General features: G+C 71.8%; 14 protein-coding genes. 10 read left to right on the top strand and 4 right to left on the bottom strand.

Annotated elements, in window-relative coordinates:
- Positions 1-307 precede the first annotated feature (307 nt).
- Genes AB0G63_RS08040 through AB0G63_RS08025 form a run of 4 tightly spaced genes read left to right on the top strand, consistent with a single transcriptional unit; the run spans position 308 to position 4,302 of the window.
- Positions 308-1,381, top strand: coding sequence for a M4 family metallopeptidase (locus tag AB0G63_RS08040; RefSeq protein WP_360746042.1), 1,074 nt, complete (start codon positions 308-310; stop codon positions 1,379-1,381).
- 21 nt (positions 1,382-1,402) lie between these two features.
- Positions 1,403-1,669 carry a protealysin inhibitor emfourin gene (locus tag AB0G63_RS08035; RefSeq protein ID WP_360746039.1) on the top strand — a complete coding sequence of 89 codons (267 nt, stop codon included), beginning with the start codon at positions 1,403-1,405 and terminating at the stop codon, positions 1,667-1,669.
- 57 nt (positions 1,670-1,726) lie between these two features.
- Positions 1,727-3,034, top strand: a complete 1,308-nt coding sequence (locus AB0G63_RS08030) for a GH1 family beta-glucosidase (protein WP_360746036.1) — start codon at positions 1,727-1,729, stop codon at positions 3,032-3,034.
- Positions 3,031-4,302 (top strand): MFS transporter, encoded by a 1,272-nt coding sequence (locus AB0G63_RS08025; protein ID WP_360746033.1) that lies wholly within the window; start codon positions 3,031-3,033, stop codon positions 4,300-4,302. The genes AB0G63_RS08030 and AB0G63_RS08025 overlap by 4 nt, the downstream gene beginning before the upstream one ends.
- 91 nt (positions 4,303-4,393) lie before the next feature.
- Here AB0G63_RS08025 and era read toward each other — a convergent pair whose 3' ends face one another.
- The gene (gene era / locus AB0G63_RS08020) at positions 4,394-5,353 is read right to left on the bottom strand and encodes a GTPase Era (RefSeq protein WP_360746030.1); all 960 of its coding nucleotides are present in this window, start codon (positions 5,351-5,353) and stop codon (positions 4,394-4,396) included.
- A 174-nt stretch (positions 5,354-5,527) separates the two neighbouring features.
- Here era and AB0G63_RS08015 point away from each other — a divergent pair, with 174 nt between their 5' ends.
- Positions 5,528-6,838 carry an ammonium transporter gene (locus tag AB0G63_RS08015; protein ID WP_360746176.1) on the top strand — a complete coding sequence of 437 codons (1,311 nt, stop codon included), beginning with the start codon at positions 5,528-5,530 and terminating at the stop codon, positions 6,836-6,838.
- Positions 6,835-7,173, top strand: coding sequence for a P-II family nitrogen regulator (locus tag AB0G63_RS08010; RefSeq protein ID WP_360746027.1), 339 nt, complete (start codon positions 6,835-6,837; stop codon positions 7,171-7,173). The genes AB0G63_RS08015 and AB0G63_RS08010 overlap by 4 nt, the downstream gene beginning before the upstream one ends.
- Here the strand turns inward: AB0G63_RS08010 and AB0G63_RS08005 are convergent.
- The 3 genes from AB0G63_RS08005 to AB0G63_RS07995 form a co-directional block, all read right to left on the bottom strand.
- Positions 7,067-8,173 carry a DUF916 domain-containing protein gene (locus AB0G63_RS08005; RefSeq protein ID WP_360746024.1) on the bottom strand — a complete coding sequence of 369 codons (1,107 nt, stop codon included), beginning with the start codon at positions 8,171-8,173 and terminating at the stop codon, positions 7,067-7,069. The genes AB0G63_RS08010 and AB0G63_RS08005 overlap by 107 nt on opposite strands.
- 146 nt (positions 8,174-8,319) lie before the next feature.
- The gene (locus AB0G63_RS08000; protein ID WP_360746021.1) at positions 8,320-9,666 is read right to left on the bottom strand and encodes a beta-xylosidase; all 1,347 of its coding nucleotides are present in this window, start codon (positions 9,664-9,666) and stop codon (positions 8,320-8,322) included.
- Between the two features lie 285 nt (positions 9,667-9,951).
- Positions 9,952-10,428 carry a hypothetical protein gene (locus tag AB0G63_RS07995; protein ID WP_360746018.1) on the bottom strand — a complete coding sequence of 159 codons (477 nt, stop codon included), beginning with the start codon at positions 10,426-10,428 and terminating at the stop codon, positions 9,952-9,954.
- Between the two features lie 395 nt (positions 10,429-10,823).
- On the opposite strand from AB0G63_RS07995, the gene AB0G63_RS07990 reads away from it, so the two are divergent.
- The 4 genes from AB0G63_RS07990 to AB0G63_RS07975 are packed head-to-tail and all read left to right on the top strand — an operon-like array spanning position 10,824 to position 14,065.
- Positions 10,824-11,897 (top strand): PhoH family protein, encoded by a 1,074-nt coding sequence (locus AB0G63_RS07990; RefSeq protein WP_360746015.1) that lies wholly within the window; start codon positions 10,824-10,826, stop codon positions 11,895-11,897.
- 13 nt (positions 11,898-11,910) lie between these two features.
- The gene (ybeY, locus tag AB0G63_RS07985; RefSeq protein ID WP_360746012.1) at positions 11,911-12,408 is read left to right on the top strand and encodes an rRNA maturation RNase YbeY; all 498 of its coding nucleotides are present in this window, start codon (positions 11,911-11,913) and stop codon (positions 12,406-12,408) included.
- The gene (locus AB0G63_RS07980; RefSeq protein ID WP_360746009.1) at positions 12,405-13,709 is read left to right on the top strand and encodes a hemolysin family protein; all 1,305 of its coding nucleotides are present in this window, start codon (positions 12,405-12,407) and stop codon (positions 13,707-13,709) included. Before ybeY ends, AB0G63_RS07980 begins: the two co-directional genes overlap by 4 nt.
- Complete coding sequence (locus AB0G63_RS07975) at positions 13,706-14,065, top strand: MmcQ/YjbR family DNA-binding protein (RefSeq protein WP_360746006.1); 360 nt, start codon at positions 13,706-13,708, stop codon at positions 14,063-14,065. The genes AB0G63_RS07980 and AB0G63_RS07975 overlap by 4 nt, the downstream gene beginning before the upstream one ends.
- Positions 14,066-14,087: the final 22 nt, after the last annotated feature.

Raw genomic sequence — 14,087 nt, 5'->3', positions numbered from 1 at the left:
CCTCAGGATGTCCGGAAGGACGGCCGACGACGCAACGCGAAGCTCCGCGGGGAGGGAGTCGACCTGGACTACAGGCCCTCGCCGCGGCAGCTAAGAAGAAGCAGCCCGAAACGCATGATGCTCCGCATGCTAGCCGAGCCCCTTCGGACGCGGGGCGCCGTATCAGTATGCGGGACTCGCGCGGCAACCGGGACAAAAAGTGCTCTATACCACTCTGTCGCAGAGCGTGCGGCCCACTGTCCCGATATTTCACCAATCATGGTGGCGACCGGTGACAGCACGGTCACCGAGTGCAAGGGTGCCGGGCATGACGAAGACCAACGGGGGCTTCGAGCCCGTCTTCTGCACCGTCGTACCGCCGCACGTCCTGGACCGGCTGGCCCGGCACGAGGACCCGGCGCTCGCGCGTCCCGCCCGCAGGACCCTGGAACGCGACGCCTATGAGCGCACCCACCGCCGGCTGACCACCGTCATCGGCGCCCCGGCCGTCGCCCCGCCCGCCGCGGCCGCGCCCGACGCGCCGCACCGCACGATCTACGACGCCCGGCACGGCACCGACCTGCCCGGCCACAAGGTCCGCGGCGAGGGCGAGGAGCCCGGCACGGACGCCACCGTCAACCGCGCCTACGCGGGTCTCGGCGCCACCTTCGAGATGTACCTCCAGGCGTTCGGCCGCCGGTCGATCGACGGCGACGGACTCCCGCTCGACGCGACGGTCCACTTCGACCGCGACTACGACAACGCCTTCTGGAACGGCGAGCAGATGGTGTTCGGCGACGGGGACGGGGAGGTCTTCCTCGACTTCACCATCCCCGTCGACGTCATCGGCCACGAACTCACCCACGGCGTCACGCAGCACACGGCCAACCTCACCTACTTCGGCCAGCCCGGCGCCCTCAACGAGTCGTTGTCGGACGTCTTCGGCTCGCTGATCAAGCAGTACACGCTGGGCCAGACCGCCGCCGAGGCCGACTGGCTCATCGGCGCCGGGCTGCTCGCCCCCCGCGTGACCGGCAGGGCGCTGCGCTCGATGAAGGAGCCGGGCACCGCGTACGACGACGACGTCCTCGGCAAGGACCCGCAGCCGGCGACGATGGCCGGCTACGTGCGCACCGGCCGCGACAACGGCGGCGTGCACATCAACTCCGGCATCCCCAACCACGCCTTCTACCTGGTCGCCACCGCCCTCGGCGGCCACGCCTGGGAGCGGGCCGGACAGATCTGGTACGACGTGCTGACCGGCGGCGAGCTGAAGCAGGACGCGCTGTTCGCGGACTTCGCGACGCTCACCGCCAAGGCGGCCAGGGAGCGCTACGGGCAGGGCGAGGAACTGCGGGCGGTGCAGAAGAGCTGGGAGCAGGTCGGGGTGCGCGCCGCGTAGTTCCGTACTAGACAGGGACCCATGCGTATTCAGGTGAGGCGCACCGGCGGGTTCGCGGGCATCGAGCGGTACGCCGAGGTGGACACCTCGGGGCGGCCGGACGCGGGCGACTGGCAGTCGCTGGCCGAACAGGCGCTCGCGGCCGGCCGGCACACGCCTCCGGTCGGCGTACCGGACGGCTTCAACTACCAGATCACGGTGGACGGCACGACGGTGTACGCCTCCGACCCGCGGCTGACCGACGAGCAGCGCAAGCTGGTCTCCCGGGTGCTGAAAGAGGGTGCGTAACTCGTCGTTCACGCCCGCCCGTTGACTTCCGTTACCGGCGGTAGCGATGATCCGCGCATGGCGACGGACCAGATACCCCAGTTCCCGGCAGGCTTCCTGTGGGGCGTTTCGACCTCGGCCCACCAGATCGAGGGCGCGGCCGACGAGCGCGAACCGTCCGTGTGGGACGCGTTCACGGCCGAGCCGGGGCGGGTGAAGGACGGCTCGACCGCGGCGGTCGCCTGCGACCACTACCACCGCCACGGCGAGGACGTGGCCCTGCTGGCCGGCCTGGGCGTGGACGCGTACCGCTTCTCCGTCTCCTGGCCGCGCGTGAACTCCCCCGGCGGCCTGGACTTCTACGACCGTCTCGTCGACGAGCTGTGCGCGGCGGGCGTACGGCCGGTCCCGACCCTGTTCCACTGGGACCTGCCGGTCGCGCTGGACTGGCTGGAACGGGACACCGCGTCGCGCTTCGCCGAGTACGTGACGGTGGTCGCCGAGCGGCTGGGCGACCGGGTGCACAAGTGGATCACCCTCAACGAGCCCGCCGAGCACACCCTGCTCGGCCACGCGCTCGGCGTCCACGCGCCGGGCAGCCGGCTGCTGTTCGACGCGCTTCCGGTGGCCCACCACCAACTGCTGGCCCACGGCCTGGCGGTACGGGCGCTGCGCGCGGCCGGCGCCGGGGACATCGGGATCGCCAACTCGCACGGGCCGACCTGGCCGGCGTCCGCCGAGCCGGCCGACGTGGCGGCGGCGGACTTCTACGACCTGCTGCTGGGCCGCCTGTTCGCCGACCCGCTGCTGCTCGGCCGCTACCCGGACGGCATCGGCGAGCTGATGCCGTCGGCCGACCTGGAGTCGGACCTGAAGGTCATCTCCGAGCCGCTGGACTGGTACGGCGTCAACTACTACGCGCCGACCCGGGTGGGCGCCCCGCAGGGCGCGGACGGCGAGTTCGGCGGGGTGCCCATCCCGGCCGAACTGCCTTTCTCCGTTAAGGAGATCGAAGGGGTCCCGGTCACCGACTTCGGCTGGCCGGTGGTCCCGGAGGGGCTGACGGAGCTGCTGACCGGCTTCCGCGAGCGCTACGGCGACCGCCTGCCGCCGGTCGTGATCACCGAGAACGGCTGCTCCTACGAGGGCCTCGACGACCAGGACCGCATCGCCTACCTGGACGGCCACATCCGGGCGCTGCACCGGGCGCTGGAGGCGGGGGTGGACGTGCGCGGCTACTTCGTGTGGTCGCTGCTCGACAACTTCGAGTGGGCGGAGGGGTACGCGCGCCGGTTCGGCCTGGTGCACGTCGACTTCGCGACGCTCGAGCGGACCCCGAAGGCCTCCTACGCCTGGTTCCGGGACGTGCTGCGGGCGCAGAGATGACCGGGACCCGGCCGGTGCGGCCCGCCGTTCCCGCGGCGGCGCTGGCCGAACCCGTCGAGAAGGTCGGCCGCCGCTGGATCGCGGCGCTCTCGCTCGCCAACGGCGCGATCTGGGTGGGCTGGTACGGCCCGCTGCAGATCCTGCTGGCCTCCCAGGCGAAGGACTTCGCGCCCGGCTCCGGCATGTCCAAGGAGACGATGCTGGCGTGGGTGACGGGAGCCGGCGCGCTGGTGTCCCTGGTGGCCAACCCGTTCTTCGGCGCGCTGTCGGACCGCACGACGTCCCGCTTCGGCCGCCGTACGCCGTGGATCGTGGCCGGCGCGGCGGGCGGGGCGCTGTCGCTGCTGCTGCTCGCGGGCGCGGGCGGCGTGGCGACGATGGCGGTGGGCTGGTGCCTGGTGCAGCTGACGCTGAACGCCGCCTTCGCCGCGGTGACCGCGGCGGTCCCGGACCGGGTGCCCAGACGGCAGCGGGGCTCGGTGGGCGGCTGGCTGGGCGCGGCGCAGATCCTGGGCGTGGTCGGCGGCACGGGGCTCGCGACGGCCGCCGGGGGCGTGGCGGCCGGGTACGCGGCGTGCGCGGTGTTCACGCTGGTGGGCGTGGCGCCGTACGTCCTGCGCCACCCGGACCTGCGGCTGGCGCCGGCCGACCGGCCCGCCTGGACCTGGCGCGGGTTCCTGGCCGGGTTCTGGCTGAGCCCGCGCCGGCACCCCGACCTGGCCTGGGCGTGGCTGACCCGGTTCCTGATCAACCTCAGCAACGCGCTGGTGCTGCTGTACCTGCTGTACTACCTGCGCGACCGGCTGCACCGCCCCGACCCCGACGAGGGCGTGCTGATCCTGACCGCGGTGAACGGTCTGACGCTGCTCGCCACGGTCGTCGTCGGCGGTGTCTGGTCGGACCGGGTGGGCCGGCGCAAGCCCTTCGTGGTCTGGTCCGGCGTGCTGATGGCGGTGGCGACGGCCGCGCTGGCCACCTGGCAGACCTGGCCGGGCGCGATCGCCGCCGCGGCGGTGCTCGGGGTCGGCTTCGGGGTGTTCACGTCGGTCGACTTCGCGCTGATGACCGACGTACTGCCGAAGGCGCTGGACCGCGGCAAGGACCTCGGCGTCATCAACGTCGCCAACGCCCTCCCCCAGGTCGCCGCTCCCGTACTCGCCGCGCCCATCGTGACGCACCTCGGCGGCTACCGGGTGCTGTACCTGGTCGCGGCGGCGATCGGTCTGGCGGGAGCGGTACTCGTGGGCCGGATCCGCGGCGTGGACTGAACACCGGCCACCGGGCACCGGACAGGGCCTGGGTGCGGGTGCGGGTGCGGGTGGCGGGCGCGCAGGACGCGTCCCCGGCCCGCACCGGGCCTCAGAATCCCAGGCGCCGCAGCTGCTTGGGGTCGCGCTGCCAGTCCTTGGCCACCTTCACGTGCAGGTCCAGGAAGACCGGGGTGCCGAGCAGGGCCTCGATCTGCTTGCGGCTCTTGATGCCGACCTCTTTCAGGCGCTTGCCCTTGGGGCCGATCACGATGCCCTTCTGGCTGGGGCGTTCGATGAAAAGGTTGGCGTGGATGTCCAGGAGGGGCTTGTCGGCGGGGCGGTCCTCGCGGGGCAGCATCTCCTCCACGACCACCGCGATGGAGTGCGGCAGCTCGTCACGGACGCCCTCCAGGGCCGCCTCGCGGATCAGCTCCGCCACCATCACCTGCTCGGGCTCGTCCGTGAGGTCGCCCTCCGGGTAGAGCGCCGGGCCCTCGGGCAGCAGCGGGATCAGCAGGTCCGCCAGCAGGCTCACCTGCTTGTCCCCGACCGCCGACACCGGCACGATCTCCGCCCACTCGAACCCCAGCTCCTTGCCGAGCTGGTCGATCGCGATCAGCTGCTCGGCGAGGGCCTTGGAGTCGACCAGGTCGGTCTTGGTGACGATCGCGACCTTCGGCGTCTTGCGGATGCCGGCCAGTTCCTTGGCGATGAACCGGTCGCCCGGACCGATCTTCTGGTCGGCCGGCAGGCAGAAGCCGATCACGTCCACCTCGGCCCAGGTGGTGCGCACCACGTCGTTCAGGCGCTCGCCCAGCAGCGTCCGCGGCTTGTGCAGGCCGGGGGTGTCGACCAGGATCAGCTGGGCGTCCTCCCGGTGCACGATCCCGCGCACCGTGTGCCGCGTCGTCTGCGGCCGGTTCGAGGTGATCGCCACCTTCTGCCCGACCAGAGCGTTCGTGAGGGTGGACTTGCCCGCGTTGGGGCGGCCGACGAAACAGGCGAAGCCGGCCCGGTGGACGGCCTCCGGCATTTCCGACGGCTCGGATGACTGGCTGCGAACGCTCATGCGGCCCATTCTCCCTGATCCACAACGCCCCGCCGCACCGCCGCCCGCCCGGCCCCCGCACCGTGAGATCCCGGTAACCCCGACGCAATGAAACGCCACGGAAACACATCCGTACACATCCGGAAACGCACGGCGGTGACCCTCGGACGAGCCCCCGCACCGTTGGAGACGACCGTGACCCTCGCCGCCGCGCACGCAGACACCGGCGACACCGCCTGGCTGCTCGCCGCCACCGCCCTCGTGCTGCTGATGACCCCGGGCCTGGCCCTGTTCTACGGCGGCATGGTCCGCACGAAGAGCGTCCTGAACATGCTGATGATGAGCTTCGTGTCGATCGCCCTCGTCACGGTGGTGTGGCTGGTCGCCGGATACTCCCTGGCCTTCGGCGACGACGCCGGCGGCGGCCTGATCGGCGGACTGCGGCACGCCGGGATGGCGGATCTCGGGCCGGACAGCGTCCACGGAACCGTCCCCACCCTGCTCTTCGCCGCCTTCCAGCTCACCTTCGCGATCGTCACGGCCGCCCTGGTCAGCGGCGCGATCGCGGACCGGGCGAAGTTCGGGGCGTGGCTGGTCTTCGTGCCCGTGTGGACGCTGCTGGTATACGTTCCGGTCGCCCACTGGGTGTGGGGCCCAGGCGGCTGGATCGTGCACGACCTCGGCGCGCTCGACTTCGCGGGCGGCCTGCCGGTCGAGATCGCCTCCGGCGCCTCCGGGCTCGCCCTGTGCCTGGTCCTCGGTCCGCGGCTGGGCTTCAAGAAGGACGCCATGCGCCCGCACAACCTGCCCATGGTCATGCTGGGCGCGGGCCTGCTGTGGTTCGGCTGGTTCGGGTTCAACGCCGGCTCGGCCCTCGGCGCCAACGGTCTCGCGGCCGCCGCCTTCCTCAACACCCTCGCCGCCGGCTGCACCGGCCTGCTCGGCTGGCTCTTCGTCGAGCAGAAGCGCGACGGCCACCCGACGACGCTGGGCGCGGCGTCCGGCGCGGTCGCCGGCCTGGTCGCCGTCACACCGTCCTGCGGGGCCGTCTCGCTGCTCGGCGCGCTGGTCGTGGGCCTGGCCGCAGGCGCCGTCTGCTCGTACGCGGTGAGCTGGAAGTTCAAGCTGAACTACGACGACTCCCTCGACGTAGTCGGCGTCCATCTGGTCGGCGGTGTCATCGGCACCCTGCTCATCGGCGTCTTCGCGGAGAAGGCGATGACCGGCGGCGCCGAGGGCCTGTTCTACGGCGGCGGGCTCGCCCAGCTCGGCAGGCAGCTGGTGGCCGTGGCGGTCGTCGCGGCGTACGCGTTCGGCGTCACCTACGGCCTCGGCAAGCTGATCGACGTCACCATGGGCTTCCGCGCGAGCGAGGAGCAGGAGCACACCGGCCTGGACCTTACGGTGCACGCGGAGACGGCATACGATCACGGCGTCCTGGGGCACGGCGCCCCGGTCGCCCCGTCCGTCCTCTCCCCCGCCCAGAAGGTCAAGAACCAGGCATGAAGCTGATCACCGCGGTCGTCAAGCCGTACCGCCTCGACGAGGTGAAGACCGCTCTGCAGGAGCTCGGCGTGCACGGGCTGACCGTGACCGAGGCCAGCGGGTACGGCCGTCAGCGCGGCCACACCGAGGTCTACCGCGGCGCCGAGTACCAGGTCGACCTCGTCCCCAAGGTCCGCATCGAGGTCGTCGTCGGGGACGCGGAGTCCGAGGCCGTGATCGACGCGATCGTCAAGGCCGCGCAGACGGGGAAGATCGGGGACGGGAAGGTGTGGGCGGTGCCGGTGGAGACGGTCGTGCGGGTACGGACGGGCGAACGCGGTCCCGACGCCCTCTGAGCGGCGCGGCAAGGCGCCGGAGCGCTGACCGGGGCCGCCCGCCGCGCCGGCGGGCCCGCGCCAGCAGCGCTCCGCCCGCCACCGCCGCGGCGAGCACCAGAGCCACCGCCGGCCACGGCAGCGCCAGGAACGACGCGCCGCCCGACTCCCGGGTGCCGTTCGCGCGCGCCGTCAGCGTGACATCGGCCCGGTCCAGCTGAGGCGCCCCGGACCAGGACTCGGTGAGCCGGACCCGCCGGCCCGGCAGCAGCTCGGTGGGGACGCGGGTCACCTTCCGGGTCAGCAGCGTCCGGCCGAACAGACCGCGCGCCTTCAGCTCCACCTCGGGGCGGAGGGTGACGTTGCCGGTGTTGTGGAGGGTGTAGGAGATCGTCGCGGTGCTGTCGCCGAGGCCGGGCACGAGCGGCTGGTGGTGGCTGACCCGCACGTCCTCCACGGCGATCGCGGGCAGCGCGGGGCCGCCCACCCTGAGGTAGATCCGGGCGCCGACGGCCCGCTGCACCCCGAGCGCCAGGGAGCCGGCGCCCTTCTGCACCCGCTCGTCCAGCGCGACGATCGCCCCGGGGTGGTCGCCCGGCTCGGCGCCCTCGGGCACCCGCAGCGTGAACGGCACGATGACCGACCTGTGCCCGGGGACCGTCACCCGGGACTTCGCGGGCCTCGCCCACGCGCCCACGCCCCGCATCCGCTCCTTCACCGTGCGCACCGCGAACCCGCCGTCACGGGCAGTGTTGTAGGCGTCGGCGGCGTAGAGCCGGAAGGTCAGGGGCCGGGCCGTCTTGTTGGCGACGACGACCTCGTCCTCGAGGGTCTGCCCGGGATCGGCGGAGAGATAGAAGTACGGCCGCGCGGCGACGGCGGAGGCGGCGGGGTGGACCGACCAGCTCCCGTTGTCCGCGGCGCGGGCGGGAACGGCGGCCGTCACCAGCAGCGACTCCACACCCAGCAGCAGGGACAGCAGCGGCAGGAGCAACAGGAGGCGGTCGTACGGCTTGCGCATGGGTGCGGACCTCCCACGGACGTCGCGACAGGTGCAGCGGTGCGGCGGTGCCGGGGCGGACGGGCGGGTGCGGGCCGGCGGAGCGGCCGCCCGGCCGCCCGGCACGACGGTGCTCGGACGGTGCGTACGGGGGACGGTGCGTACGGTCAGGTGAGCGTGAGCGTGAGCACGCCGGAGTACGTCCCCGGAGGCGTGAACGCCGGTACGTCCAGGGAGAGCCGGGCGTCCGCCGTGAACTCACCGCCGGTGAGGGTGGAGTCGGGCGTCGAGGCCAGGGTCGCCCCCGAACTGCCCACCGTGCCCGCGGAACCGGCCTGGCAGGTGCTCGGGCTGCCCGCCTTGGTGGCGCAGGCGGGCGTCCAGCTCAGCTTCCCGGCGTCGATCCTGGCGCCGGGCCCGGTGAAGTCGGTGACCTTGCCGGTCAGGGACCAGCCCGCGGGCCCGCCGCGGAAGTCCTTGACGGTCACCGTCCGCAGGCTCCCGGTGGAGGCCCCGCCCCGGCCGAAGTCGACCGCCGAGAGGGACACGGCGTCCCCGGCCTGGGACATGGACAGCGTCCCCGCCTTCACGGTGGTGGTCAGCTTCTGGCTCCCGGCGGGCACCGGAGTGTCGTCGACGACGGTGTACGCGGCCGGTCCCGCGCCCTTGCCGTCGCTCCACGCGCTGCCCTCGTACGCCACGATCCCCGTCGTGGTCTTGTCGTTGACGGTGAGCGAACCGCTGAAGGTGCCCGTGGAGCTTGCGGTCACCGTCGCCGTGTCCGCGGTCTGGGCCGCCCCGGACCGCCCGGCGAGGGTGACGGTGGCGCCCGGCGTGAAGTCGCTGCCGGTGACGGTCACGCTGTCGCCGGGCTTGCCGGATGCCGAACCCAGGCTGATGGCACGGGTGTTGGGCTGTGTCGCGTCGGTCGCGGTGACGCTCTCCGAGACCGGAGCCGGCGGGTTCGTCACCGTGCACGGGGTGTCCAGCTCCATGATGTAGCTGGTGTGGATGTTGTAGTCACCGGGCGAGAGCGTGATCGTGCCCGCGTGGGTCACGGTGAACGTCCCGGTCATCGAGAAGGAGGGGAAGGCCCCCTTGCCCGGTACCGGGTCGTTCTTCTTGGGGCCGGTGACCGTGACGTCGCCGCTCTGGGCGCCGCCGAGGGTCACCTTGCCGGTGGGCGTCATGATGTCGGCCGGCAGGGCCAGGTCGGTGGGGTTGCCGGCGGCAGGCTTGACCACCGTGTAGGTCACGGTGACCGTGTCGCCCACCTTGGCGTTCTCCTTGTCCACCGAGACGTTCGCAGTGGTGGTGCCGTCGATCGGCGGAAGTCCCGCGATCGCCGGCGGGATGCAGTGCGTCGCGTAGTCCACGTCGGTGCCCGCCGCGCCGGCCGGGCAGGCCAGCGCGCCGTTCGCCGTGACCGCGAGGGCGGCCGCGCCGAGCAGCGGGACCAGACGCCGTCTTCGGGATCCCCTGGACCTCCAGGGGCTTCGACCCTTGGAACCCATCCTTGCCCCCTCCTGAAGGGATGCGGGCGCAGCGGCTCGTCTGCACCCGGGCAGGGGGCCATTGATGTGGAGACGAGGTGAGAAGTCAATGGAGATGCGACAGGAAAACTGACGAGCTGTCAGATACATCGTCAGATGCGTCATCGGATACGTCATCGGATGCCTCGCGGTCTCGCGTTCTCCTGCCGCATCGGGAGGCCGGTGCGGCGGGCCAGGGGATCAGCCGCGGATCAGCCGGACATCAGCCGGACGTCAGCCGGACATCAGCCGGAGATCAGCCGGACGTCAGTCGAACACGAACGGGCCGGGTGACTGGTTGGCGGTCGCCGTACAGGTGACGGTGATGCCGAAGATCACCATCTTCAGCGAGCCGCCGTACATGTCGAGGCTGTCGCCGGAGGCCACGGTGCCGGGGAGCGGACCGACGGTGACCGCGGAGCCGGCGGCCATGGCCGGGTTCACGGTCCCGCTGAAGACGGACGTGCCGCCGCCCGCCTTGGTCATGGTGAGCGTGGACTTGATCGAGTTCGCCGACAGCGCGAGCGGCGTGGTGATCGCCGTGGACGAGAGGGTGAGGGTGGCCGAGGTGCCGCTCTGGGTGGCCGTGAGGGTGGCGGCGCCGCCGCCGAAGGCGCCGCAGTTGGCGGTGATCGCCGCCGACTGCGGGGTGACCGCCAGCGCGCCGGGCGCGAACGCCAGCCCGGCGACCGCGAGGGCCCCCGCTGTCAGTGCCGCACCTGTTCCGATTCGTTTGGCTCTCATGGGATCCGGTTCCCTTCCCGAGTCTGGGAATGCCATGGGGATGGACGGGAGGAATCCGGCCGGGCCGTCGGCGAGCGTGGTGCGGGACGCTGCGCGGGCGGTGGCCGTCGGCGGTGACCGCGGGGGGTGACCGCCGGGGCGGACCTGACGGCCCGCCGGAACTGTCGTCCCCATTGATGCGCCCGGGGCCGAGTACGGCAAGGGCGGATTCCGGACCACTTCCGCGCGGACGGGGACCCGGCGCACCGCGCCCGGCGGCCCGGCCGCCGGCCGCCGTTCCGGTGCCGAAAAGCCCTACGGCGTTGTCAGTAGCGCGTCGTACCCTTGGAATCGCGAGGCCGCCCTCAGCCAGGCGGCCGTGACGAGGAGGAATCGCAGGCCTACAGAGCCGGCCCATGACTGAGACACCCACAGCTCACACCTCCGCGCAGGAACAGGCACGAGCACAGTTCACCGTCCCCGCCCAGCACCCCATGGTGACGGTCCTGGGATCCGGCGACGTCCTCCTGCGCGTGATCGAGAAAGCCTTCCCGGCGGCCGACATCCACGTCCGGGGCAATGAGATCAGCGTGGTCGGGGATCCGGTGGAGGTCGCCCTCGTCTCACGCGTGTTCGACGAGATGATGCTGGTGCTCCGCACGGGGCAGCCGATGACGGAGGACGCAGTGGAACGCTCGATCGCCATGCTGAAGGCGAGCGAGAACGGGACGAGCGACGGCCACGAGACCCCGGCCGAGGTACTGACGCAGAACATCCTGTCCTCCCGCGGCCGCACCATCCGCCCCAAGACCCTCAACCAGAAGCGGTACGTCGACGCGATCGACAAGCACACGATCGTCTTCGGCATCGGCCCCGCCGGCACCGGCAAGACCTACCTCGCCATGGCCAAGGCGGTGCAGGCCCTGCAGTCCAAGCAGGTCAACCGCATCATCCTGACCCGCCCCGCGGTCGAGGCGGGCGAGCGCCTGGGCTTCCTGCCCGGCACCCTCTACGAGAAGATCGACCCCTACCTGCGCCCGCTGTACGACGCGCTGCACGACATGCTGGACCCGGACTCGATCCCCCGCCTGATGGCCGCAGGCACGATCGAGGTGGCCCCGCTGGCCTATATGCGCGGTCGCACCCTCAATGATGCTTTCATCATCCTGGACGAGGCGCAGAACACCTCCCCCGAGCAGATGAAGATGTTCCTCACCCGGCTCGGGTTCGACTCGAAGATCGTCATCACGGGTGACGTGACGCAGGTCGACCTCCCGGACGGCACCAAGTCGGGTCTGCGTCAGGTGCAGGACATCCTGGAGGGCGTCGAGGACGTCCACTTCTCCCGGCTGACGTCCCACGACGTCGTACGGCACAAGCTGGTGGGCCGTATCGTCGACGCCTACGAGAAGTACGACAGCACGCACGGCACCGAGAACGGCACCCGGAAGGGCGGCCGGGGCAGGCAGTCCGGGCACAAGGGGAAGTAGACCGAGCAGCACCATGTCGATCGACGTCAACAACGAGTCCGGAACCGAGGTCGACGAGCAGGCGATCCTCGACATCGCCCGCTACGCACTCGCGCGGATGCGCATCCACCCGCTCTCCGAGCTCTCGGTGATCGTCGTGGACGCCGACGCCATGGAGCAGCTGCACATGCAGTGGATGGACCTGCCGGGGCCGACGGACGTCATGTCCTTCCCGATGGACGAGCTTCGTCCGCCGTCGAAGGACGACGACGAGCCCCCGCAGGGCCTGCTCGGCGACATCGTGCTGTGTCCCGAGGTCGCCGCCAAGCAGGGCGCCGAGGCGCCCACGCAGCACTCCATGGACGAGGAACTGCACCTGCTCACCGTCCACGGCGTGCTGCACCTCCTCGGGTACGACCACGAGGAGCCGGACGAGAAGGCCGAGATGTTCGGCCTGCAGGCCGCCATCGTGGACGGCTGGCGCACGGAGAGGGGCCTGACCGGCCCGTCCCCGGCCCCGACCGTGTCATGAGCCCGCAGATCGTCGCGGGCGCGATCGCGCTGGTCGTCGTCGCGTGGCTGGCCGCCTGCGCGGAGGCGGGCCTGGCCCGCGTGTCCAGTTTCCGCGCCGAGGAGGCCGTGCGCTCGGGCCGGCGGGGCAGCGCCAAACTGGCGCAGGTCGCCGCCGACCCCACCCGCTACCTCAACGTGGCCCTGCTGGTCCGCGTCGCCTGCGAGATGGCGGCGGCCGCCCTGGTGACGTACGCCTGCCTCCAGGAGATACGGAGCACGACCAGCGCCCTGCTGGCCGCGATCGGCGTGATGGTCCTGGTGTCGTACGTCGCCGTCGGCGTCTCCCCGCGCACCATCGGCCGCCAGCATCCGCTGAACACGGCGACGGCGGCGGCGTACGTGCTGGTGCCGCTGGCCCGGATCATGGGCCCGATCCCGTCGCTGCTGATCCTCATCGGCAACGCGCTCACCCCCGGCAAGGGCTTCCGCCGCGGCCCCTTCGCCTCCGAGGCGGAGCTGCGGGCGCTGGTGGACCTGGCGGAGAAGGAGTCCCTGATCGAGGACGAGGAGCGCCGGATGGTGCACTCGGTCTTCGAACTCGGCGACACCCTCGTGCGGGAGGTCATGGTCCCGCGCACCGACCTGGTGGTGATCGAGCGGTACAAGACGATCCGCCAGGCGCTGAGCCTGGCGCTGCGCTCCGGTTTCTCGCGCATACCGGTCACCGGCGAGAGCGAGGACGACATCGTCGGGATCGTGTACCTGAAGGACCTGGCCCGCAAGACGCACATCAGCCGCGACGCCGAGAACGAGCTGGTGTCCACGGCCATGCGGCCGGCGTTCTTCGTGCCCGACACCAAGAACGCGGGCGATCTGCTGCGGGAGATGCAGAAGGAGCGCAACCACGTCGCCGTCGTCGTCGACGAGTACGGCGGCACGGCGGGCATCGTCACCATCGAGGACATCCTCGAGGAGATCGTCGGCGAGATCACCGACGAGTACGACCGTGAGCTGCCGCCGGTGGAGGACCTCGGCGACGACCGCTACCGGGTCACCGCCCGCCTCGACATCACCGACCTCGGCGAGCTGTACGGCCTCGACGAGTACGACGACGAGGACGTGGAGACGGTCGGCGGTCTGCTCGCCAAGGCGCTGGGCCGGGTGCCGATCGCGGGCGCGTCGAGCGTGGTCGAACTGCCGGACGGCCGGGAGCTGCGGCTGACCGCGGAGGCGGCGGCCGGACGCCGGAACAAGATCGTGACCGTGCTGGTGGAGCCGGTCGGTCCGGCCGGGCCGGCCGAGGAGGAGAAGCCGGAGTGACCCCGCGGCAGCTGCGCACCCTGTGCCTGTCCTTCAACGCCGCCGTGGAGGACTTCCCGTTCGGTCCGGACACGTCGGTCTTCAAGGTGCTGGGCAAGATGTTCGCGCTGTCGAGCCTGGACGCGCGGCCGCTGACGGTGAACCTGAAGTGCGATCCGGAGGACGCGGTCCGGCTGCGCGCCGAGCACGAGGGCCTGGTCGTTCCCGGCTACCACATGAACAAGCGGCACTGGAACACGGTCACGGCCGACGGCGGGCTCCCCGACCGCCTGGTACGGGAGCTCGTGGAGGACTCCTACGACCTGGTGGTGGCGGGGCTGCCGCGCGCGGACCGGCTCCGCCTCGACCGCCCCTGAGCGGCGGCGGCGCGGGCCGGCG

It is taken from the genome of Streptomyces sp. NPDC020996 (assembly GCF_040641355.1).
Classification (GTDB): domain Bacteria; phylum Actinomycetota; class Actinomycetes; order Streptomycetales; family Streptomycetaceae; genus Streptomyces.
Note: the sequence above shows the minus strand (reverse complement) of the source record. Positions and strands in the feature narration are given on the sequence as shown.

Bases quoted from the DNA above. Each gene is read 5' to 3' on its own strand.
- AB0G63_RS08040 (WP_360746042.1), top strand. From the start codon at position 308: ATGACGAAGACCAACGGGGGCTTCGAGCCCGTCTTCTGCACCGTCGTA.
- AB0G63_RS08035 (WP_360746039.1), top strand. From the start codon at position 1,403: ATGCGTATTCAGGTGAGGCGCACCGGCGGGTTCGCGGGCATCGAGCGG.
- AB0G63_RS08030 (WP_360746036.1), top strand. From the start codon at position 1,727: ATGGCGACGGACCAGATACCCCAGTTCCCGGCAGGCTTCCTGTGGGGC.
- AB0G63_RS08025 (WP_360746033.1), top strand. From the start codon at position 3,031: ATGACCGGGACCCGGCCGGTGCGGCCCGCCGTTCCCGCGGCGGCGCTG.
- era (WP_360746030.1), bottom strand. From the start codon at position 5,353: ATGAGCGTTCGCAGCCAGTCATCCGAGCCGTCGGAAATGCCGGAGGCC.
- AB0G63_RS08010 (WP_360746027.1), top strand. From the start codon at position 6,835: ATGAAGCTGATCACCGCGGTCGTCAAGCCGTACCGCCTCGACGAGGTG.
- AB0G63_RS08005 (WP_360746024.1), bottom strand. From the start codon at position 8,173: ATGCGCAAGCCGTACGACCGCCTCCTGTTGCTCCTGCCGCTGCTGTCC.
- AB0G63_RS08000 (WP_360746021.1), bottom strand. From the start codon at position 9,666: ATGGGTTCCAAGGGTCGAAGCCCCTGGAGGTCCAGGGGATCCCGAAGA.
- AB0G63_RS07995 (WP_360746018.1), bottom strand. From the start codon at position 10,428: ATGAGAGCCAAACGAATCGGAACAGGTGCGGCACTGACAGCGGGGGCC.
- AB0G63_RS07990 (WP_360746015.1), top strand. From the start codon at position 10,824: ATGACTGAGACACCCACAGCTCACACCTCCGCGCAGGAACAGGCACGA.
- ybeY (WP_360746012.1), top strand. From the start codon at position 11,911: ATGTCGATCGACGTCAACAACGAGTCCGGAACCGAGGTCGACGAGCAG.
- AB0G63_RS07980 (WP_360746009.1), top strand. From the start codon at position 12,405: ATGAGCCCGCAGATCGTCGCGGGCGCGATCGCGCTGGTCGTCGTCGCG.